The following is a 19,988-nucleotide window of genomic DNA, read 5'->3' as shown; positions in this document are numbered from 1 at the left end:
TCTCGCTGCGGGTCGCGCCCGCTCTGTCCGATTCGGACCGCGCGTAATGCGGCTTTTCGGCCGATCGCATGGGAAACGGGAGTGCAGCGACTTCGAACTGCGTGTGGCGTACCACACACCATTGAATTCGACGTCTAAGGTTCTGACTCGGTCCGCCCATCAGGGGTAGCTGAGTGGAGGGTTCGACGAATGACGTTCGGGAAAATCACCGCTGCCGTTTTCATGGCAATCTCGGCCGTGGGTATCAGTGCGGCAACCGCCCATGCAGAGCCGGCCCTAACGGAACAGCCGACTGCGGAGGACACGACTTCCGGTGTGGATCATGGAATCAATTACCAGATCACCGTTTCGCCAGTCGACAGGGCAGTTGTCGCCACTGTCGAGAATGGCAAGTTCGAGGTCGCGCAGAATGGTGCGGTGGTGCTCGAGTCCGGCGACGGAGCGGCGGTAACCGAAGTGCCGCAATGGCTCGCCGTCGACGGGCGTTCGATCGCGATTGCACAGCACATCGGTGCGGATGGCCGCACCGTGACGCTGACGCCGACTCCGACGGCAGAAGATATTGCGCAACTGAAGGAAATCAACTCCTACGACCGGCTCAAGGAGCAGGTCAACAAGAACCTGCCCGGCATCGCCGTCGGCGCCATCGTGGGCGGCATCCTCGGGGCGATGATTCCCCTGATCTGGGGTCTCAGCATCCCCGTGGGTGCGCTGATCGGTGCAACCGTCGGCGGATACGTCATGGGCGGCCCGGACTTCATCGACGCCGTACAGGGGTGGGTCACCAACCAGCCGTGATCACGGGCAGGTGAAATAGCGGCCAACCGGTCGATTCGGGCAGCCCCGGCACCGAAGCGCTGGACGAACCGGCTCTGAGCCATCGTGTCCCACAGCGAAATTCCACCCCGCGGAGTGGACGGATCCACGAGTCGCCCACGGGCAGTTGTCCGTGGGCGACGCTGTGCTGTGGCGGGGCTCAGTCCTCGATCGGCACAGAGGCGGTGTCGATCCCGGTCCTGTTCAGCGTCGAGTTGCGGTAGCCGAAGGTGGCGTAGAGGGCGAGACCGAGGAGCAGCCAGACGACGAAGCGGATCCAGGTCACGATGTCGAGGTGGCTGATGAGCCAGATCGAGAAGCCGATGCCGATGAGGGGGACGACCGGCACCCAGGGGGTGCGGAAGGTGCGGTCGGCGTCGGGGCGGGTGCGGCGCAGGCGCATGACGCCGAGCGCCACCACGATGAAGGCCATGAGGATGCCGACGTTGGTGAGTTCGGCGGCCTCGCGGATCGGGAGGAAGCCGGCGATGAGCGCGGAGACGACGCCGACCGGCCAGATGACGCGGGTGGGCACCTTGCGTTCGCCGGTCTTGCCGAAGTAGTTGGGCAGCAGGCCGTCTCGGCTCATGGCGAAGCCGACGCGGGTGACGGCGAGCATATTGGCGAACGCGGAGGTGGTGACGCCGACGACCGCGCCGACCGCGATGACCAGGCCCAGGATGCCCATGCCCACGGTGTCGAAGGCGCTGGAGAACGGCGCGGCCACATCGATATCGGTGTAGTTCACCATGCCGACGATGACCAGGCACACCAGCAGGTAGACGACCGAGGCGATGCCGAGACTGATCAGGATGGCCTTGGGCAGCAGCTTCTTGCCGTCCGTGGATTCCTCGGCGGCCGCGCTCATGGCGTCATAACCGTAGACCGCGAAGAACGCCAGTGCCGCACCGGAAACCGCGCCGCCGACCCCGAACGGGAAGAACGGCGTGTAGTTGCCCGCCTTGATGTGGAACGCGCCGGCGACGACGACAATGGCCACGATCAACACCTTCACCGCCACCAATCCCGTTTGCACACGGGCGGATTCACGGGTACCACGCGAGAGCAGATAGGCCAGCAGCAGGCAGAGAACGACCGCGAACAGGTCGATCTTGCGGCCCTCGCCGGTGCCGGGCGCGCCGAGCGCCCAGGTCGGCAGATCGAATCCGATGTAATGGGTGATGTAGTTCAGGTAGCCCGAGACCGCGATCGCCACCACCGACACGATGGCGGTGTACTCGAGCAGCAGATCCCAGCCGATCATGAATCCGATGATCTCGCCCAGCGCCACATACGAATACGTGTAAGCCGAACCGGCCTTCGGTACCATGCCCGCGAATTCGGCGTAGCAGAGTCCCGCCGCGCCGGAAGCCACGACCGCGATGGCGAAGGAGATCAGCACGGCCGGACCCGCCACCTGGTTGGCCACGACACCGGCCAGGGAGAACACTCCCGCGCCGACCAGACCGCCCAGGCTCAGCGCGACCAGTTGCCACAGGCCCATGCTCTTGGTGAAATCGCCGGAATCGGCATCGGTGACGGGCATTCGCCGCATGACTCCGGCGAGGGTGATGGGCGGGCGTGGGCGGCGGGTGACGACAGACATTGTCGCGCCTTTCAGGTGGTGATTCTTCAACTAGGGGTGGTGGACGGCGGGGGAGTCGCGAGCCTCGGAAGACGAAGCCCTCTCAGAAGACGAAGCCCTCGGGGAACGGATCGGCCGGGTCGAGCAGGTAATTGGCCGTGCCGGTCAACCACGCGCGACCGGTGATCTCCGGCACCACGGCGGGATGTCCGGCGACGCTGACGGTCTCGACCGCGCGGGCGTGGAAGGTGGTGCCGATGAACGAGTCGTTGCGCAGCACTTGCCCATCGGAGAGCAGACCGCGGGCGTGCTGGCGGGCCAGCAGCGCGGAGGTGCCGGTGCCGCAGGGCGAGCGGTCGAACCAGCCCGGGTGGATGGCCATGGCATTGCGGGTGTGCGCGGGTTCGGAGGCCGGATCCAGGAACAGGACGTGCTTGCATCCGCCGATCCGCTCGTCCTCCAGATGCACCGGACGCCGGAATTCATTGACGGCGGCCATGATTCGCAGGCCGGCGTCGAGGATCCGATCCTGTTGGGCGCGGTCGAACGGTATCCCGAGCTTGCCGAGATCGACGATGGCGTAGAAGTTTCCACCGTAGGCCATGTCGTAGCGGACGGTGCCGATCCCGGGCACCTCCACCTCGTTGTCGAGGCTGTCGCAGTAGGCCGGGACATTGCGCAGCGCCACCGAATCGGCATGGCCCGCTGTGATATTCACGGTCGCGACGACGCGTCCGGCGGGAGTGTCCAGGCGGATCTCGGTAACCGGTTCGGTCACCGGCACCATGCCCGCCTCCACCAGCGCGGTCGCCACACCGATGGTCCCGTGCCCGCACATCGGCAGCAGCCCGCTCACCTCGATGAACAGCACCCCGTAGTGCCCGTCGGCGGTGGTGGCCGGTTGCAGGATGGCCCCGCTCATCGACGCGTGCCCGCGCGGCTCGTTGACCAGGAATTTCCGCAGGCCGTCCAGATTCTCGAGGAAGTAGTCGCGCCGATCGGCCATGGTGTCACCCGGAATCGGACCGACCCCGCCGGTGACCACCCGGGTGGGCATACCTTCGGTGTGAGTGTCGATGGCGGAGATGATTCTGCTGCTGTGCATCAGGATTGCCCTTCGGTGTCGAGTTCGGCGAGTTCGCGCAATCGCACGACGGCGGCCAGCGGACGCCAGGCGGGGGTGGCGGTGGCCAGGCCGGTGGGAGCGAGATCCGCTGTGCCGTAGCGGCATTGGCCGCCGAGGGCCGGATCGTCGGTACCGGCGGACTGCGCGGCGCGCAGGGCGGCGACGGCGGTGCCGCAGATGCGGCCCTGGCACGGCCCGAGCCCGGCGCGGGTGGCCAGTTTGGCGGCCCGGTAGCTCTCGCCCGCAGCGCCCGCCCAGGCCGTGGTCAGCTCCTCCCGGGTGGTGTTCTCGCACCGGCAGATCACGGTTTCGGGGCGGGACCAGGCCACCGCCTCGGTGCCGATCGGATGCGCGGCGGCGAGCCGGGCGATGAACCGCCGGGCGGTGCGGTGGCGGGTGCGCAGGCCGCGCTCGGCGCTCGGATCGCCACCCGCGGCCGCGATCCCGGCGACGACGCCCTCGACCGCCGCGACCTGCGCCCCACCGATTCCGGTGAGTTCACCTGCCGCCCAGACCATGTCGGCGCTCGTCCGCTGATCCCGGTCGACGCTGACGAACCCGTCGGCTGTCAGGCGCGCGCCCGCGGCCACCGCGAGTTCGTGCTGCGGAGTGAAGCCGTGCGAGACCGCGACCGCGTCCACCGCGATGGTCGTATGGCTACCCGGCACCGGTGCCCAGTGTTCGTCGAGCCGGGCCACGGTCGCCTCTTCGACCCGGCCGTCGCCCGCGACCGCGACCACCGCGGTCGAGGTGCGCACCGGAATCCGATGGCGCAGACCGGAACCCGCGTACTCGATCAGTTCGGCCGCCTTGCCGGCACTGTGTCGCAGCTCCCACGGACGGGCGGCCCAGTGCCGCAGGATCGCCCGGGCCGGATTGGCCTCGAGCACCGCCCGGACCCGCGCGCCGCCATCGGCCAGGGAGTGGGCGACCGGGAGCAGGAACGGCCCGGTACCCGACACCAGCACGGACCGCCCGATGAGCAGCCGCTGGGCTTTCGCGAGGGTCTGCGCGGCCCCGCCGGTGTAGACGCCGGGCAGATCCCAGCCGGGGAACGGGCACACGCGGTCGTAGGCTCCGGTCGCGATGATCAGCGCGTCCCCGCGCACCGCCCGATGCGTACGGCGATCGCCCTCGAGGCCGATGAGCAATCGCACTGTGGGACAACTGCCCTCGGGGTGGCGTTCGAGGTGGTACACCGCCGCCCGGGCCAGATACTCGCAGCGCGGATGCTCGGCCAGGAGCCGGGCCCGGCGCTCGGCGGCCGCGTACCCGTGCCCGATGGCCAGCGGCCGGCGGACTCCGTAGGCCGCCGGTATGCGGCGGTTGTACTGGCCGCCGAGCGCCTCGTTGGAGTCGATCAGCGTCACCGACGCGCCGTGCCGCAGCGCCGCTTCGGCGGCCGCCGTGCCCGCCGGACCACCACCGATGACCACCACATGCCGGTTCATCGCTCACTCCCGCCCGCTCGGCTCTGACTGGTGACGGTGTCGCCGTCGCGCGCCGGGCGGCGGCACAGGCGCACGTCCGGCACCCCGTTGACGGTCGCCACGCAGTCGAAGCAGACGCCGATACCGCAGAACACGCCGCGGCCACCGCCGTCGCGCGCGGTGCGCCAGTGTGTGCGCCCGGCGGCGAGCAGCACCGTGGCCAGGGTCTGACCGTGCACACCCGCCACCTCGACGCCGTCGGCGCGGATGGTCAGCGGCCGGTCCGCGCGGCCGAGGCGGTCGCGGTCCGGGGGAATCAGATGGGGGCTCATGGTGAGACGTACTCCGTGCTCGAGGTGATGACCGCCGGTCGGTCGACGGTGAAGGCCGCGATGTCGATCTCGTCGGGCCGGCCGGTGAGGGCGGAGGCGACCAGCTGCGCGGTGCCGGGCGCGAGCCCGATGCCCGCGCCCTCGTGGCCGGTCGCGTGCCACAGTCCGGGCAGGCGCGGATCCGGGCCGATCACCGGGAGGTGGTCGTCGACGTAGGGACGGAAACCGCCGTAGGCGCGCATGATCGCGACGTCCGCCAGCATCGGGAACAGGCGCAGTGCCTTGCGCGCGATGGCGGCGAGGCTGTCGGGGCGGATCCGGTCGTCGAATCCGGCCTGCCGCCGCGAGGATCCGATCAGCAGCGGGCCACCCCGGGTGGACTCCACCACGGCCGAGGATTGCAGCGCGGTATCCGAACTGCCCACCGCGCCGACGTAATCCGCGTCGTAGACCTTGTGGAAGACGGTCGGCGGCAGCGGAGCGGTGATCAGCACATCGCCGCGGCGCGGTTTGACCGCGATCGGCGCGCCCAGCACCGCCGCCACCGGACCCGACCACGGCCCGGCGGCATTGATCACCACATCGGCGAACCGGTCGCCGCGCGTGGTCCGCACGCCCAGCAGCCGATCGCCGCTGACGATCGAACCGGTGACAGCGCACCGGGTTTCGACGATCGCCCCGCCCGCGGTCGCGGCGGCGAGCAGTGCCGAGGCCGCGCCGACCGGCTGGACCTGCGCGTCGTCGGGGTAGTGGACCGCGCCGCTCACCTCGGTGGTGAGCGCCGGCTCGGCCGCCGCGAGCGCGGCCGCGCCGAGATCGGCGCAGTGCACACCGACCGCGCGCTGGCCGTCGGCGAAGGCGGCGAGTGCGGACGCACCCGCGTCGGTGGTCGCTACGACGATGCCACCCTTGGGTTCCCACTCGACGGCCGCGACCGCCCGGGGCAGCCGTTCGGCGATGCGCGCGAGCGTCTCGGGCCACAGCCGCCGCGACAGTCGCGCCAGCTCCAGCTCCGGACCGGGGCCCTTGTCCGAGACCAGCACGTTGCCCTCGCCGTGCGCCGTGGTCCCGGAAGCCACCTCGCCCGCCTCACAGATCCGCACCGACAGGCCCGCCACGGCGAGCCGGTCGGCGAGCGCGCAGCCGATCACGCCGCCGCCGATGATCAGCACATCGGTCCCCCTCACGGACGATGTGCCGGACGTGTCGAATGTCATTGCGCCCGTGCCCCGTTCACCGATCGAGGCACACCCAGCGGATTGTCGTCGCGCAATTCCGGCGGCAACAGCTCCGGCGGCACCGACTGGAACACCACCGGACGCAGGAACCGGGCGATCGAGGCGGTGCCCACCGAGGTCGATGCGGGCGCGGTGGTCGCCGGATACGGCCCGCCGTGCTGCTGCGCGTAGGTCACCGACAGGCCGGTGGGCCAGCTGTTCCACAACACCCGGCCCGCCGCGCCCGCCGCCTCGGCGAGCAGGGCGCGAGCGGTGCCGTCGGCCTGGTCGCCGAAGACCGAGACCGTCAGCTGCCCGCTCACCGCGCGGGCCAGCTCGAGCAGTTCGGCGGTCTCCCGATAGGTCACCACCAGTGCTGCGGGGCCGAACATCTCGTGTATCAGCGTTTCCGGATCGGCGAGCACGTCCTGGGCGGTGGTGGTCAGCAGCAGGGTGCGCCCCGCCGCGCCGCCGCTCAGGATCCGTACCCGCGGGTGCGTGCGCAATTGTTCGACGGCCCCGACGAATCCGGCCTCGATCGCGGCATTGAGCATGTCACCGGTCGGCTCGGGTGCCGACCGGGCCAGTTCGGCGAGCAGCGGCGACCCGTCCGGGACCGCGATGATCCCCGGCTTGGTGCACAGCTGTCCGGCACTGGCCGACAGCGTGCCCAGCAGTCCGGCGGCGATCTCGGCGGCCCGTGATCCCGCGGCCGCAGCGGTGACGAAAACCGGATTGACGGAACCCAATTCACCGTAGAAGGGAATCGGCACCGGTCGCGCGGCGGCGATGTCGAACAGTGCGCGCCCGCCCCGGGTGGAGCCGGTGAACGCGGCCGCGGTGACGGCGGTGTGGGTCAGCGCCCGCACGCCCGCGTCGACACCGAACACCAGGCCGAAAGTTCCGCTCGGAGCCTGGTTTTCGGCCAGCGCCTCGGTGACGATCGCGCCGACCGCGCGTGACAGCAATGGATGGCCCGGGCTGGCCTTGACGATGACCGGGCACCCGGCGGCCAGCGCGGCGGCCGTATCGCCACCCGCGACGGAGAAGGCGAAGGGGAAATTGCTCGCCGCGAAATTGACGACCGGGCCGAGCGGAATGTTCATCCGGCGCAGATCCGGGCGCGGCGCACCCATCGGCCACTCGGCGTCGGCGGTGTCGATGCGCACGTCGAGGTAACCGCCGTCGCGCACGGTCTCGGCGAACAGGCGCAGCTGAAACGTGGTGCGCCGCAACTCGCCGGTCAGCCGCGCCTCGCTCAACCGGGTTTCGTTCCGCGCCATGGCGATCAGCTCCGCGGCGCGGGCGTCGAGCCGGTCGGCGAGGTCGGTCAGCGCCCGAGCGCGACCGGCCGCACCCAGCGCCGCCCACGCCGGGGCGGCCGCGGCCGCGGCGGCGACCGTGGCGTCGACCTCGGCCGCCGTGGTGTCGGCGATCGATCCGGCTGTCGTGTCGATCATCGTGTTGTCCTCGTTTCCCGAATTCGCCTGTTCGCCTGTGGATTACCGGTAACCCTTGGCCAGCACCGCCGCGGTGTCGGCGGTGATCTGGGCGGTCAGCCCGGGGGCGAGCGGAATCCGCGGCGGCCGGCACGCGCCGCCGGGTCGCCCGGCCAGGTCCATCGACAGCTTGATGGCGTGGACGAATTCGGTTTTGGAGTCCCAGCGCAGCAGCGGATGCAGTTCCCGGTACAGCGGCAGCGCCTTGTCCAGATCGCGGTTGACCGCCGCGTTGTACAGCTCCACGGTCACCTGCGGAATGGCGTTGGGGTAGCCGGCCACCCAGCCGACCGCACCCGCGATGCCCAGTTCCAGCACCACGTCGTCGGAGCCGATCAGCACGTCGAGTTCCGGTGCCAGTTCCTTGATTTCGTAGAAACGCCGGACATCGCCGGTGAACTCCTTGACGCCGACGATCAGCCCCTCGGCGTGCAGTTCGGCCAGCAGGTCCGGGGTGAGGTCGATGCGGGTGTCGATCGGATTGTTGTAGGCCACGACGGGTAGACCGACCGCCGCCACCGTCCGATAGTGATCGAGGACGACCTCCCGATTGCCCCGATAGATGTTGGGCGGCAACAGCATGACGCACTGGGCGCCGGCCTCGGCGGCCTGCTCGGCCCATTTGCGCGCTTGCAGCGCGCCGTAGGCGGCGATGCCGGGCATGACCGTGAAGCCTTGCGGCGCGGCCTCGATGGCGGTGGTGACCACCCGGGCGCGTTCGGTGTCGTCGAGGGTCTGGTACTCCCCGAGCGAGCCGTTGGGGCTCACGCCGTGGCAGCCGTTGGCCGCCAGCCACCGTACGTGCTCGGCGTAGGCGTCGTAGTCGACCGAGAGATCCTCGGTGAACGGCAGGGTGGTCGCGACGATCACCCCGTGCCAGGGCTTGTTCGCCGGCGACGTGGTGGTTTCGGACATGTGAGCCTCCATCGGGTGAGAGTCCGGGGAGAGCGCCCCGGCCGCCTGTCACCATGTGACGTGTGACATTGCACTGACCGTAAGTGATGGGGTCATACCCGGTCAACCACTTGCGTGATCGGGGTCACCACCCTATGGTGCAATGTCACACATCACAGGTGAAGGTGGCGCATGACCGCAGTTGACGACTCCGCGACAGCCCGGCAATCCGATCCGGGCACGACTACCCCACCGACCGCACTGCGCCGGATCGTGGCCGCGGCCATGGTCGGCGCGGTCGCCGAGTGGTACGAATTCTTCCTCTACGGCACCGCATCCGCGCTGGTCTTCGGGGAGGTGTTCTTCCGTTCCAGCGGCAATGCCGTCGACGGGATCATCGCCGCCTTCGCGCTCTACGCCGTCGGGTTCCTGGCCCGGCCCTTCGGCGGAATCCTGTTCGGGCACTTCGGAGATCGCGTCGGACGCAAGGCGTTGCTGCAGCTGAGCCTGGTCGTGGTGGGCATCACCACGTTCCTGATGGGCTGCCTGCCCACCTTCGCCGCCATCGGCTACTGGGCCCCGGTGCTGCTGGTGACCCTGCGCCTGATCCAGGGCTTCGCGTTCGGCGGCGAATGGGGCGGGGCGGTGCTGCTGGTCAGCGAGCACAGCCCCGACCACCGGCGTGGGTTCTGGGCGAGCTGGCCGCAGTCGGGCGTGCCGCTGGGCAATGTCCTGGCGACCGTGGTCATGCTGGTGCTGTCGGCGAATCTGTCCGACGCGCAGTTTCTTTCGTGGGGTTGGCGGGTCGGCTTCTGGCTGTCGGCCGTCGTCGTGCTGATCGGCTACTGGGTGCGCTCCAGCGTCGACGACGCACCGATCTTCCGCGAGGCGCAGCAGCGGTTGGACGCCGACCGGCGCCACGCGCTCGGCATCATCGAAGTACTGCGCCATCACTGGCGCCAGGTGCTGATCGGCATCGGCGCGCGCTTCGCGGAGAACATTCTCTACTACCTCGTGGTGACCTTCTCGATCACTTACCTCAAACTCGCCGTGCACGTGGACACCGCGCCGATCCTGGCGCTCATGCTGGTGGCGCACCTGTTGCACTTCTTCATGATTCCGGCGGCGGGCCTGCTGTCGGATGTGATCGGGCGGCGGCCGGTCTATCTCACCGGGGCCGTGCTCACCGCCGGCTGGGGCTTCCTGGCCTTCCCGATGATGGACACCGGGAACTACGCCGTCATCATTGTGGCCATCACCCTCGGTCTGGCCGTCGAATCCCTCACCTACGCACCGTATTCCGCGCTCATGACCGAGATGTTCCCGACGCATGTGCGATATACGGCCCTGTCGTTCTGCTATCAGGTCGCGCCGATTCTGGCCGGATCGCTGGCCCCGCTGATCGCCATCAGCCTGTTCGACCGCTTCCACAGCTCGGTGCCGATCTCGCTGTATCTGATTGTGGCCGCGGCGATCTCGGTGCTGGCGGTCGGGCTGGCGAAGGAGACCGCCGGCAAGTCGCTGCGGTCGGTCGATGCCGAGGCCGCGCGATGAGGACGCCTGCGCCGACCGCGGGCCGGGTGTCGCGGGGGCGACAGCTATGCCACGTGACATGGCATAGAATGTCGTGAACCGATCGAATCCATCGATCACGGGCAGGGGAGCCGACCACGTGAGTATCGACCAGTTCACCCAGGTGGAGAAGGTCAGCCTGCGCGAGAAGGTCTCGCGGGCACTGCGCGCGGCCATCATCGCCGGTGAAATGGAGCCCGGCGTGGTGTATTCCGCACCCACGCTCGGCGCGCGGTTCGGAGTGTCGGCCACCCCGGTCCGCGAGGCCATGCAGGATCTGGCCCGGGAGAACCTCATCTCGATTGTGCCCAACAAGGGATTCCGGGTCACCGAGGTGGCCGAGAAGGACCTCGACGACATCACCCGCATCCGGCTGCTGCTGGAACCGCCGGTGGTCCGCGAGGTCACCCCGCTGATTCCCGAATCGGATATACCGCACCTGCGCGCCCTCGCCGAGAAGATCGTCGAAGGCGCCGAAAGCGGAGACCTGGTGGAATACACGGCGGCCGACCAGATCTTCCATCTGACCCTGCTCGGCTACGCCGACAACCCGCGCCTCAACGACCTGGTCTCCGACCTGCGGGACCACACCCGCCTGTTCGGCCTCGCCTCCCTGGCTCAGAAAGGCGAACTGGTCGACGTCGCCCGCGAGCATCTCACCATCGTCGACCTACTCGAATCCCGCGATCAGGACGCCGTCGAACACTTCATGCGCGACCACATCCAGCAGGCCCGCGGCCGCTGGGCGAAGCCCCAGGAGTAGCCGACCGGGCTTTCGGCCGCCGCTTGAAATCAGTTGGCGGGCTTGCCGAACCAGCGGGCGAGGTGGTCGTTCAGGTCCTGCTGGTTCTCGCCGATCCAGGCGACGTGGCCGTCGGGGCGGAGCAGGATGGCCGGAACATCCAGTGCCGCAGTGGGATCCGCGATGAGGTCGACTCGGTCCGACCAGCCCTCGACGGTCAGGCGTTCGGTGCGGTCGAGTACCAGGCCGCGGCCCCGATGTAGTTGGTCGTAGAGGCGGCCCTGTTTCAGGTCGATATCGCGCAGCCGGCGGCCGAGCAGGTCGGGGCCGTCGCCGAAGTCGTAGCGGATGTCGATCGCGGTGATCTTCTCGATCAGATGGCGGTTCACCTCGTCGAAGTCCATGAGTTCGGTGAGCAGCCTGCGCACGGCCTGCGGGCCCGGTTCGGTGGACAGCAGTTCCATCTGGGCGCGGGTGTTGTCCAGAACGTCTTCGGCGACCGGATGACGTTCGGTCTGGTAGGTGTCCAGCAATGCTTCCGGCGCCCAGCCGCGGATCTCCGCGGCCAGTTTCCAGCCGAGGTTGAACGCGTCCTGAACGCCCAGGTTGAGGCCCTGACCGCCGGTGGGCGGATGGATGTGCGCCGCATCGCCGGCCAGCAGCACCCGCCCGACCCGATAGCGTTCGGCCAGCCGGGTGGCATCCCCGAAGCGGGACAACCAGCGCGGGGAGTGCACGCCGAAATCGGTTCCGGCGATGTCGCGCAACCCTTGTTTGAAATCCTCGAGGGTGGGTGGTTCCGCGCGATCCTCGCTGACTCCCTTGGTAGGGACGACGACGCGATAGACCCCTTTGCCGAAGGGCCCGAGACTGAAGACCTTATTGGTCTCGCGGATTTCGGTGACCTTGGCGGCGATTTCCTCTTGCGGCACACCCACTTCCATCTCGCCCATCAGCGTCTCGGTCCGTGCGGGCTCGCCGGGGAAGCCGACGCCGAGCAGTTTGCGCACCGTACTGCGCGCGCCGTCACAGCCGACGAGGTAACGCGACCGCAGCCGCTCCCCGTCCGCCAGCTCGACGGTCACACCTTCGTCGTCCTGCTCGAAACCGGCCACCGCACAACCGCTCCGAACCTGCGCACCCAGTGCGATCGCATGTTCTTCGAGTAGATGATTCACGACCGGCTGCGGGATGCCCAGCAGATAGGCGTGCGCGGAATCCAGTCCCTCGGGAGCGGGTTTGGGGATGGCGGCGAAGATACCGCCGACCGGACGCGGTCTTCCGCGTTCGAGAATGCGATCCAGCAGTCCGCGCATCGCCATCAGCTCGATACTGCGAATATGCAGACCGACTATGCGCACGATGGATACGGGCTCGGGTTCCTTCTCCAGCGCGAGTACCCGCACATCGTGCAGTCGCAGTTCAGCGGCCAGCATCGCACCGGTCGGCCCGCACCCGGCAATGATCACATCGAACATGAACCACCCATTCGCCCGGTTCTCTCCCACCCAGTCGCCGCTGATTCCGCATTTCCGCAGGTCCTGGCATCGGCCGCCTATTGTGCGGCACCCCGGATCTTGTCGCAATCGATTTATGTCGAAAGGGCAGGGGCCCGATTGATTTCGAGGGCGTTCAGCGAACTGCGAATCGATGGCACCGGGGAAGCGGTGGGGTTGTCAGGAGAGGAAGTGCTGGAGTTCCGCCGCGACGAACTGGGGATTCTCCTCGACGAGCCAGTGTCCTGCGTGTGGCACGTCGACCGCACGCACGATGTTGGTTATGCGCGGTGCGACGGTCGCTCGGATCGCGTCGAGTTGGCCCTGCGCGGTCATGAGGAGGGTCGGGACGGGAGTTGGTGTTGCTGCCACGGTGTCGCGTACGTCTTTGTCCAGGGCCCGGTAGAGGTCGAAGCCGCCTGCCAGTTTCTCGGGCCGACTGTATGTTCTTGCGTACTCGTCGATTTCGGCGTCCGTGAAGGGCGATCGGTCCGAGGTGCCGCCGAATGCCGTGCCGCCGAAGGAGACCTGCGGGTAGAACAGGGCCAGGTACTCGCGGACGTGGTCGCCGACGACCGTTTCGGGGACTCGCCGCTGGGAGTGAAAGGCTATGTGCCAGCTCAATGAGCGGTAGGTCGGCGCGTCGATCGCCGGCCCGGGTAGCGGTAGGTCGAGGTAGCCGAGGCGCGCCGTGTCGCCGGGGTACTGGGCGGCGTACTCGAAGGCCACCGCGGCGCCGAAGTCGTGCCCGACAACGCGGGCATCCCGCACTCCGAGCCGATCGGCGATGAGGGCGTGCACATACCGGGCCAGGGTGGCCTTGTCGTAGCCGGTCGGTGAGCCGGTGCTGTCGCCCAGTCCGGGGAGGTCGACGGCGTAGACGGTGTGGCCTTCGGCGAGTGCCGGCATGATCGGCCACCAGCCGTACCAGGTCTGCGGCCAACCGTGGATCAGCACCACCGGCGAGCCACTGCCCCCGGTCACATAGTGCATACGGACACCATCGACGTCGGCGAACTCGTGCCGGAAGGTTTTCTCGAACGCGGGGTCGCCCTGGGTGGCGACAGCGTAGGGGGCGATATCGGGGGCGGCCGGAGAGCAGGCCGCCGCGCCCATTGTGATCAGCAGGGCGAGCGCGGCGACCGCCACCGCGCGGGCTGATCGGAGGAAGCCGTGCATCGGAGTCCGGCCTGTGGTGATCATGTGTTCCTCGCCTGGAGTAGAAGTCAGCGCCCGGTTGTGCCGTCGATCAGTTCGCGGAGGACCGCGCAGGACTTCGATCTCGTCGGTTCCGGTTCGCGGCGGCGGGGTGTCCTTGCGGCGTGTCCGGCGCTTCGCAGTGCTGGCGTTCATCGGGGACTCCTCCGGTCGGGAGGCGCCCAGTCTCGCCGCGGCCACCCGGACCTGGCACGCAATCTTGCGGTTCCGGCAAGATGGCCTCGTGGACCGCGAAATCGACGATGTGCTCGACGCAGTGGGACCGAGACTGCGTGCGCTGCGTCGCGCCCGCGGGATCACCCTCGCCGACCTCGCGACGCGGACCGGGGTGTCGGAGAGCACGCTGTCCCGGCTGGAGAGTGGGCAGCGCCGCGCGACCCTGGAGTTGCTGTTGCCGCTGGCCCGCACCTACGACGTTCCCCTGGACGACCTCGTCGGCGCCCCGCGCACCGGTGATCCGCGGATCCACCTGAAGCCGATCCGGCGGTCCGGGATGATCTTCGTGCCGCTGTCCCGGCGACCGGGTGGCATACAGGCGTTCAAAATGGTCATCCCCGCCCAGCCGGAACCGCTCGACCCGACACCGCAGACGCACGACGGCTTCGAATGGCTGTACGTGCTCAACGGTCGCCTCCGGCTGGTGGTCGGCGAACGCGACCTGACACTGCCACCCGGCGAAGCCGCAGAGTTCGACACCTCGTTGCCGCACTGGCTGGGCAGCGCCGACGGCGGAACGGTCGAACTACTGATTCTGTTCGGCCTCCAAGGAATGCGCGCGCATGTGCGTGCCGACCAGCACGAGAACCGTTGACCGCCAACGGATCTTCTCGAGCCAGTAGAGGACCTTCAGGGCCGCTGTGCGGAACACGGCCATGCCGACGTCGGTGGCCACCGCGCCGTCCGCCGGTCGTGGTCGCGATGTACCAGGGCGGTGGTGAGGACCTCGGATATCGACGCCATGGGATTGCTTCCCGGTGTTCGCGGTCGGCGCGGAGGCACCCGTGGGTAGTCGTGCCCGCAACCGTCGAATAGCTGGATGTCCGCTCGTCATGGGCGATAGGCTGGGCACCGTCGAAAGGTGAGTTGATCATGTCCGGTGCTCACAGCGATACCGAGAGTATTGCGCGCGGCTGATGATCGACGACGCCGCGAACCGTACCCGCCGTGACGTGAGCATGACGGTAGCGGAGGAGTTGCGTGCGGTCGGAACCTCGTCGCGAACCATAGGACGCAGCGGCAACGTGCTGCCCGAGTTGACCAGCTTCGTCAACAGGCGCGCCGAGCTGACCGATCTCAAGCACCTGCTGACCGCGTCGAGGCTGGTGACGCTGGCCGGGATGGGTGGCGTGGGCAAGACCCGGCTGGCGCTGCAGGCGGCCTCGGCTGTTCGATGCGATTTCGCCGATGGGGTGTGGGCGATCGATCTGGCCGACGTGCGTGATCCGACGCTGGTGGCTCCCATCGCCGCTGCCGCGCTGGGCGTGCGGGTCGATTCGGCCCGGCCGGGCCACGACGCGCTGGTCGATTTTCTGCGATCCCGTGAAACCCTGCTCGTCGTAGACAATTGCGAGCAGGTTGCCGAGTCGATGGCAAGCCTGGCCGTGACGTTGTTGTCGGAGTGTCCGGGATTGCGAATCCTGGTCACCAGCCGCGAGCCGCTGGATATCGGCGGAGAAGCGGTGCGGCGGCTGCTGCCGCTGAGCGTTCCTGCCGCCGGCCGCGAGCCGACGCTACGAGAGCTGCGCAAATACGATGCGGTGACGCTGTTCGGCGATCGCGCCGCGGCGGTCGTGCCCGGATTCGCGCTGACCGAGGAGAACAAGGCCGCCGTGGTCGGGATCTGTTCCCGGCTGGACGGGCTGCCACTGGCGATCGAACTCGCGGCGGCCCGGATGCGCACGATGTCGCCGGAGCAGATCCTGCAGCGGCTCACCGACCGGTTCGCGCTGCTCACCCGGGGCCACCGCACCGCGCCGACACGGCAGCAGACCCTGCGGTGGTGCATCGACTGGAGCTATCAGCTGTGCACACCGGCCGAGCAGCGGCTGTGGGCCCGGTTGTCGGTGTTCGCCGGTGGTTTCGAACTCGACGCCGTCGAGGCGGTGTGCGGTGCCGACACCGAGGCGGCAGAGCTGCTCGATGTGCTGTCCTGGCTGGTGGACAAATCGGTGGTGATCAGGGAAGAACCCGAGGGTGCGGTCCGCTTCCGGATGCTCGACACCGTACGGGCCTACGGGCAGGACAAGCTGCGGGAGGCCGGCGCGGACGAGGATCTGCAGCGTCGGCACCGGGACTGGTACCGACGGCTGGTGCTCGATGCCGAGGCCGACTTGATCAGCGACCGGCAACTCGACTGGATGGCCCGGCTCGACCGCGAGCAGGCGAACATCCGTGCCGTGCTCGAATTCTGCATGTCCGACCAGACCGAGCAGTCAGCCGAAGCGGGGCTGCGCATCACCGCCGCCTCCTTCGTGTTCTGGAGTTTCCGTGGCTTGTTCGGTGAAGGCCGCCGCTGGCTCGACCGCGCCCTGGCCCATCCCTGCGCACGTTCGACAACCGACCAGGTCCGGGCGTTGTACGCCAGCGTCTTCATGGCCACGCGGCAATGGGACCTCGAGACGGCAGCCACCCTGCTCGCGCAGGGGCGTGTGCTCGCCGAGCGCGACCCCACGCCCATGAATCAGGCGCTGATCGCCTCTGCGGAGGGTGATCTGGCTCTCTATCTCAATGAGACCGCGCGCGCGGTGTCGTGTATCGATCGAGCCATCGAGGTGCTGAGCTCCGACCCGCGAGGATGTCTGCACATTGTTGCGCTGCTGTTGCTCGGTGTGGCGTACGCGCAGCAGGGCGACACCGGACGGGCAGCCGAGTGCCATCAGCGGATCCTGGCCATCACCGAGGCGTGCGGCGAGTCGTTGTTCCGGTCGACCGTTCTGGGGATGACCGGGATCGCGGCGTGGCAGCAGGGTGAGAACTCCCGCGCACAGGATTTGCTGCGGGAATCGCTGCGGCTCAACCAGTGCATGCGCAGCCTTCTCGTCGCGGCGCTCGATCTCGAAGTGCTGGCGTGGATCGCGGCCGGCACCGACGACCAGCGATCCGCCGTGCTGATGGGCGCCGCGGCAAACATGATGCAGACCGCCCCCGGCGCGGCGATCTACTTCCCGCAGATGGTCGAGGCCCACCTCGACTGCGAGCGCGTCGTGCGCCGCGCGCTCGGTGAAGCGCGCTTCGATGCGGCGTGGCGACGCGGCCACGCAATGAGAATCAACGCCGTGGTCGCCTACGCGCTGAACGAAGAACAACCGGCCGGCACACCGTCCGCCGGCGGGACGACATTGACCAAACGTGAACGCCAGGTGGCCGACCTGGTCGCCGAAGGGCTCACCAACAAGCAGATAGCATCCCGGCTGGTGATCTCCCAGCGCACCGCAGATGCCCACGTCGAGCACATCCTGACCAAGCTCGGGTTCACCTCTCGCGCCCAGATCGCGGCGTGGATCGTGGACGCGGCCCGGCACGAGAGCTGATCGCGTGCCCGCTGCTGAGGCGCGCCGGGTTCACCAGACCAACAAGACGCGCTGCATTCGGCTGGTAAGAGACTGGTGTCAGGATCGGATCCCGGCCAGGATTTGATCCAGGTGCCCGGCGGGCCCAATCGGGTGAAATGATCTCAGCTCGTTGATTTTTGGAGCGCTCGCGCTGGCTGGTTCGGTCAGCGCGGTATGCGGTGCGGGTTCAGGTGGGCGGTGCGAGCAGACCCGCGACCAGGGCGCGCAGGCCCTGCTCGTAGGTGTCCCTGGCGGCGAGTTCCACGTAGCGTTCGCCGAGTGCGGCCAAGCGCGGCAGGGTTTCAGGGTCCAGTTCGGCGAACACCTTGTCGCGGAAGGTGATCCGGTCCGTGTCACGGCTGGCTGTGGAGGCGCGGACGATCAGGTTCCCCGCGGTGTAGTACCAGATCGTTCGGTAGGCGTATACCGCGTCGTCGGCGCTGAGGCCGCAGGTCATGGCGGCGTCGATGATCGTCTCGCTGTACCAGAGCGCTGCGGGGGCGAAGAACTCGTCGCCGGTGAGGACCTCGACGATCCAGGGCACCTCGGCCAGGGTGGCGTGCATGGCCAGCGCTGTGACCACGACGCGGTCCCGCGGGTCGGTGGGGAGTTCGGGGCGGCGCATTCCTGCGGCGATGTCGTCGAGGACAAGCAGGAGCAGTTCCTGCTTGTCGCGTACATGCCGGTATACGGCCATCGGGGTCGCGCCCAGTTCGGTCGCAAGGCGGCGCATGGTCAGCGTCTCGACGCCCTGTGCCTCGACGAGGTCGCGCGCCGCGGACACGATCTGAACGCGCGACAGGCGGGAGGGGCGTCCGGTGCGAGTGCTCACTCGATCATCTTGGCACGAGGGTATCGACAGGTAGAGGATGCGTCGGGTATTTTGTGTACGTGTACACAAAGTACCCGGATCTGCTGCGCCGGGTGCTCGAAAGAAAGGAAACACCAATGGAATCCGACGTCGTCAACTTGTTCGAGCGCGGCGTGCGACTACTCGCCGACGGGCAACTGCTGACCGAGCAACGCCGCATGCAGGGCGACGTGGACGGCTGGACAGTAGCCATGTTCCACGTCGAGACCGATGCGGAGGTCCACGGCGACCTGTGGGAGATGCATCCCGCGGGCGATGAACTGGTGGGCGTGCTGACCGGCAGTATCCGAATGTATCTCCGGCCCGAGACCGTCGGCGCGACAGAGGATCTCGTCCGTTTGACAGCCGGCCGCGCCTACGTCGTACCGCGCGGCCGTTGGCACCGTCTGGAACTGGACGAGCCGAGCGACCTGATGTCGATTGGGCCGCGCCGCGGTACCCAATTGGAGCGCCGCGCGGTGTGACGACTCATATGCGTTCGCTGACGGGTGCCGCTGCCCCATCCCTGCCCCCGTGCGGGCTGTCGTGCAGGCGGAAAGACGTTGATTCCGCCGTGGATGCCGTTGCCCAAGCCTTGTATGCCGAAGGTAGAACGGTTCTGGGGTGGCGGTCGGCTGGGTTGTCATGTTGCGGTCGTGAGGGGGTCGCCAATCGGGCGGCCTCGCGTCTCGAGGCTGCGGCCACGCGCTTTTCGCCTTCGATGCGGGCTCGGATTGCGGCGACCGAGTGGTGGTCGGGGATGCGTGGGCCGGGGAGGTATCGTCGGCCGGTCTGCGCGAGATGCCATGCGAGGAACATGAAAGTTGTTGCAGTGGTGATGATTTCGGTGAGCATGATGTCCTCTCGTGGCTAGGTGGGGTAGGTGCGGGGGATGTCGCGGAGGACGATGCGAATCGCGCGTAGGACCGCAGTGATGGGCTGGAGCATCTCCGACTGCGGGTATCTGAACCAGTGGGGCTCGGGTCCGCTGGGCGGGAGCATGGAGGGGAGGGCGATTTGCCTTCCCGGCGGTAGGAACTCGCACTGCGCGCGGCGGCGGAGATCGACGGCGCAGCCGGTCATGTCGAGTGGGCTCGCGGCGGCCAGGAGGATCAGGTCGCCGCTGCCGGTGCCCTCGTCCAGGATCGGCGTGACCTTCTTGCTCCAGAACAGTTCATCGTCGATCAGCGCCGCCAGGCCGCTCGGCGCATTGATCGCGCTGACATCGCTGGTGGACAGCGTGATTCGGGTGCCCGATATCCGACAGGGCAGACCGTAGAGCTCCCGGTACAGCCACACCTGCCGTTCGACCGGACTCTCACCGGTCATGCCTGCGCATGTGGGCATCGGCTCGCACCTCCCTCGAGATACTTGCGGGCACTCTCCGAGCGCGGGCACGGCGGCTCGCAGGCGGCGTGGATTACCAGAATCCCTTCGGCGCGTTGGCGACTGACCGGCCAGATGCGGCCGTTGTGACAACCGTCGGCGACCCATCCTTCGACCGTTTGCGGGTAGGTGACCATCTGAAGTCCTCTCGGCGGCGTCGTGGTCTGCCTCGAAGCTCACTCCTGTTCCGGCGGAATGAAAACTGAAAACTGGAAATCCAGATCGAGTTTCCTGTTTCCCCAGCGCGTGTCCCGAAGTCGGTGGGACGATTTTC

Annotated in this window: 17 protein-coding genes; 6 read left to right on the top strand and 11 right to left on the bottom strand. The window is 68.2% G+C overall.

Annotated features, from left to right (window positions below; genetic code table 11):
- Window positions 1–189: 189 nt before the first annotated feature.
- Entirely contained in the window at window positions 190–798 is a 609-nt protein-coding gene (locus ACFXHE_RS04805; protein WP_379379808.1) for a hypothetical protein, read from the top strand.
- Window positions 799–976: 178 nt separating this feature from the next.
- On the opposite strand, the gene ACFXHE_RS04800 is transcribed toward ACFXHE_RS04805, so the two are convergent.
- The 7 genes from ACFXHE_RS04800 to ACFXHE_RS04770 form a co-directional block, all read right to left on the bottom strand.
- Window positions 977–2,422 (bottom strand): amino acid permease, encoded by a 1,446-nt coding sequence (locus ACFXHE_RS04800; RefSeq protein ID WP_379379806.1) that lies wholly within the window; start codon window positions 2,420–2,422, stop codon window positions 977–979.
- Between the two features lie 82 nt (window positions 2,423–2,504).
- Entirely contained in the window at window positions 2,505–3,506 is a 1,002-nt protein-coding gene (locus ACFXHE_RS04795; protein WP_379379804.1) for a proline racemase family protein, read from the bottom strand.
- Window positions 3,506–4,978, bottom strand: a complete 1,473-nt coding sequence (locus ACFXHE_RS04790) for an FAD-dependent oxidoreductase (protein WP_379379802.1) — start codon at window positions 4,976–4,978, stop codon at window positions 3,506–3,508. Before ACFXHE_RS04790 ends, ACFXHE_RS04795 begins: the two co-directional genes overlap by 1 nt.
- Window positions 4,975–5,289 carry a (2Fe-2S)-binding protein gene (locus ACFXHE_RS04785; RefSeq protein WP_379379800.1) on the bottom strand — a complete coding sequence of 105 codons (315 nt, stop codon included), beginning with the start codon at window positions 5,287–5,289 and terminating at the stop codon, window positions 4,975–4,977. Before ACFXHE_RS04785 ends, ACFXHE_RS04790 begins: the two co-directional genes overlap by 4 nt.
- Complete coding sequence (locus ACFXHE_RS04780) at window positions 5,286–6,476, bottom strand: NAD(P)/FAD-dependent oxidoreductase (protein WP_379379798.1); 1,191 nt, start codon at window positions 6,474–6,476, stop codon at window positions 5,286–5,288. Before ACFXHE_RS04780 ends, ACFXHE_RS04785 begins: the two co-directional genes overlap by 4 nt.
- A gap of 26 nt (window positions 6,477–6,502) precedes the next feature.
- On the bottom strand, window positions 6,503–7,966 hold the full coding sequence (locus tag ACFXHE_RS04775; RefSeq protein WP_379379796.1) for an aldehyde dehydrogenase family protein: 1,464 nt from the start codon (window positions 7,964–7,966) through the stop codon (window positions 6,503–6,505).
- Between the two features lie 42 nt (window positions 7,967–8,008).
- Complete coding sequence (locus tag ACFXHE_RS04770) at window positions 8,009–8,920, bottom strand: dihydrodipicolinate synthase family protein (protein ID WP_379379794.1); 912 nt, start codon at window positions 8,918–8,920, stop codon at window positions 8,009–8,011.
- Between the two features lie 171 nt (window positions 8,921–9,091).
- On the opposite strand from ACFXHE_RS04770, the gene ACFXHE_RS04765 reads away from it, so the two are divergent.
- The gene (locus ACFXHE_RS04765; RefSeq protein WP_379379792.1) at window positions 9,092–10,453 is read left to right on the top strand and encodes an MFS transporter; all 1,362 of its coding nucleotides are present in this window, start codon (window positions 9,092–9,094) and stop codon (window positions 10,451–10,453) included.
- Window positions 10,454–10,571: 118 nt separating this feature from the next.
- Window positions 10,572–11,234, top strand: a complete 663-nt coding sequence (locus tag ACFXHE_RS04760; RefSeq protein WP_379379790.1) for a GntR family transcriptional regulator — start codon at window positions 10,572–10,574, stop codon at window positions 11,232–11,234.
- A gap of 29 nt (window positions 11,235–11,263) precedes the next feature.
- Here ACFXHE_RS04760 and rox read toward each other — a convergent pair whose 3' ends face one another.
- Both rox and ACFXHE_RS04750 read right to left on the bottom strand, forming a co-directional pair.
- Window positions 11,264–12,691: a rifampin monooxygenase gene (rox, locus tag ACFXHE_RS04755; protein ID WP_379379788.1), complete on the bottom strand. Its 1,428-nt coding sequence runs from the start codon at window positions 12,689–12,691 to the stop codon at window positions 11,264–11,266.
- Between the two features lie 198 nt (window positions 12,692–12,889).
- Window positions 12,890–14,062 carry an alpha/beta fold hydrolase gene (locus ACFXHE_RS04750; RefSeq protein ID WP_379379786.1) on the bottom strand — a complete coding sequence of 391 codons (1,173 nt, stop codon included), beginning with the start codon at window positions 14,060–14,062 and terminating at the stop codon, window positions 12,890–12,892.
- A gap of 88 nt (window positions 14,063–14,150) precedes the next feature.
- Between ACFXHE_RS04750 and ACFXHE_RS04745 the strand changes: the two genes are divergently transcribed.
- Window positions 14,151–14,738, top strand: coding sequence for a helix-turn-helix domain-containing protein (locus ACFXHE_RS04745; RefSeq protein ID WP_379379784.1), 588 nt, complete (start codon window positions 14,151–14,153; stop codon window positions 14,736–14,738).
- A 364-nt stretch (window positions 14,739–15,102) separates the two neighbouring features.
- Window positions 15,103–17,457: an ATP-binding protein gene (locus ACFXHE_RS04740; protein WP_379380409.1), complete on the top strand. Its 2,355-nt coding sequence runs from the start codon at window positions 15,103–15,105 to the stop codon at window positions 17,455–17,457.
- A gap of 208 nt (window positions 17,458–17,665) precedes the next feature.
- Here ACFXHE_RS04740 and ACFXHE_RS04735 read toward each other — a convergent pair whose 3' ends face one another.
- A complete protein-coding gene (locus tag ACFXHE_RS04735; RefSeq protein ID WP_379379782.1) occupies window positions 17,666–18,310 on the bottom strand; it encodes a TetR/AcrR family transcriptional regulator in 645 nt (214 codons plus the stop codon).
- 116 nt (window positions 18,311–18,426) lie between these two features.
- On the opposite strand from ACFXHE_RS04735, the gene ACFXHE_RS04730 reads away from it, so the two are divergent.
- Window positions 18,427–18,813 (top strand): cupin, encoded by a 387-nt coding sequence (locus ACFXHE_RS04730; RefSeq protein ID WP_379379780.1) that lies wholly within the window; start codon window positions 18,427–18,429, stop codon window positions 18,811–18,813.
- 385 nt (window positions 18,814–19,198) lie between these two features.
- On the opposite strand, the gene ACFXHE_RS04725 is transcribed toward ACFXHE_RS04730, so the two are convergent.
- On the bottom strand, window positions 19,199–19,675 hold the full coding sequence (locus ACFXHE_RS04725) for a hypothetical protein (RefSeq protein ID WP_379379778.1): 477 nt from the start codon (window positions 19,673–19,675) through the stop codon (window positions 19,199–19,201).
- Window positions 19,676–19,988: the final 313 nt, after the last annotated feature.

Origin of the sequence: Nocardia sp. NPDC059229, from assembly GCF_042754165.1 — a bacterium.
GTDB lineage: Bacteria > Actinomycetota > Actinomycetes > Mycobacteriales > Mycobacteriaceae > Nocardia.
This window is presented reverse-complemented; position numbering and strand designations above follow the sequence as displayed.

What these genes read in the sequence shown, in the direction of transcription:
- ACFXHE_RS04795 (WP_379379804.1), bottom strand. Translation starts at nt 3,506, where the DNA reads ATGCACAGCAGCAGAATCATCTCCGCCATCGACACTCACACCGAAGGT.
- ACFXHE_RS04770 (WP_379379794.1), bottom strand. Translation starts at nt 8,920, where the DNA reads ATGTCCGAAACCACCACGTCGCCGGCGAACAAGCCCTGGCACGGGGTG.
- ACFXHE_RS04725 (WP_379379778.1), bottom strand. Translation starts at nt 19,675, where the DNA reads ATGCCCACATGCGCAGGCATGACCGGTGAGAGTCCGGTCGAACGGCAG.
- ACFXHE_RS04730 (WP_379379780.1), top strand. Translation starts at nt 18,427, where the DNA reads ATGGAATCCGACGTCGTCAACTTGTTCGAGCGCGGCGTGCGACTACTC.
- ACFXHE_RS04765 (WP_379379792.1), top strand. Translation starts at nt 9,092, where the DNA reads ATGACCGCAGTTGACGACTCCGCGACAGCCCGGCAATCCGATCCGGGC.
- ACFXHE_RS04775 (WP_379379796.1), bottom strand. Translation starts at nt 7,966, where the DNA reads ATGATCGACACGACAGCCGGATCGATCGCCGACACCACGGCGGCCGAG.
- rox (WP_379379788.1), bottom strand. Translation starts at nt 12,691, where the DNA reads ATGTTCGATGTGATCATTGCCGGGTGCGGGCCGACCGGTGCGATGCTG.
- ACFXHE_RS04740 (WP_379380409.1), top strand. Translation starts at nt 15,103, where the DNA reads ATGACGGTAGCGGAGGAGTTGCGTGCGGTCGGAACCTCGTCGCGAACC.
- ACFXHE_RS04800 (WP_379379806.1), bottom strand. Translation starts at nt 2,422, where the DNA reads ATGTCTGTCGTCACCCGCCGCCCACGCCCGCCCATCACCCTCGCCGGA.
- ACFXHE_RS04805 (WP_379379808.1), top strand. Translation starts at nt 190, where the DNA reads ATGACGTTCGGGAAAATCACCGCTGCCGTTTTCATGGCAATCTCGGCC.
- ACFXHE_RS04750 (WP_379379786.1), bottom strand. Translation starts at nt 14,062, where the DNA reads ATGAACGCCAGCACTGCGAAGCGCCGGACACGCCGCAAGGACACCCCG.
- ACFXHE_RS04790 (WP_379379802.1), bottom strand. Translation starts at nt 4,978, where the DNA reads ATGAACCGGCATGTGGTGGTCATCGGTGGTGGTCCGGCGGGCACGGCG.
- ACFXHE_RS04785 (WP_379379800.1), bottom strand. Translation starts at nt 5,289, where the DNA reads ATGAGCCCCCATCTGATTCCCCCGGACCGCGACCGCCTCGGCCGCGCG.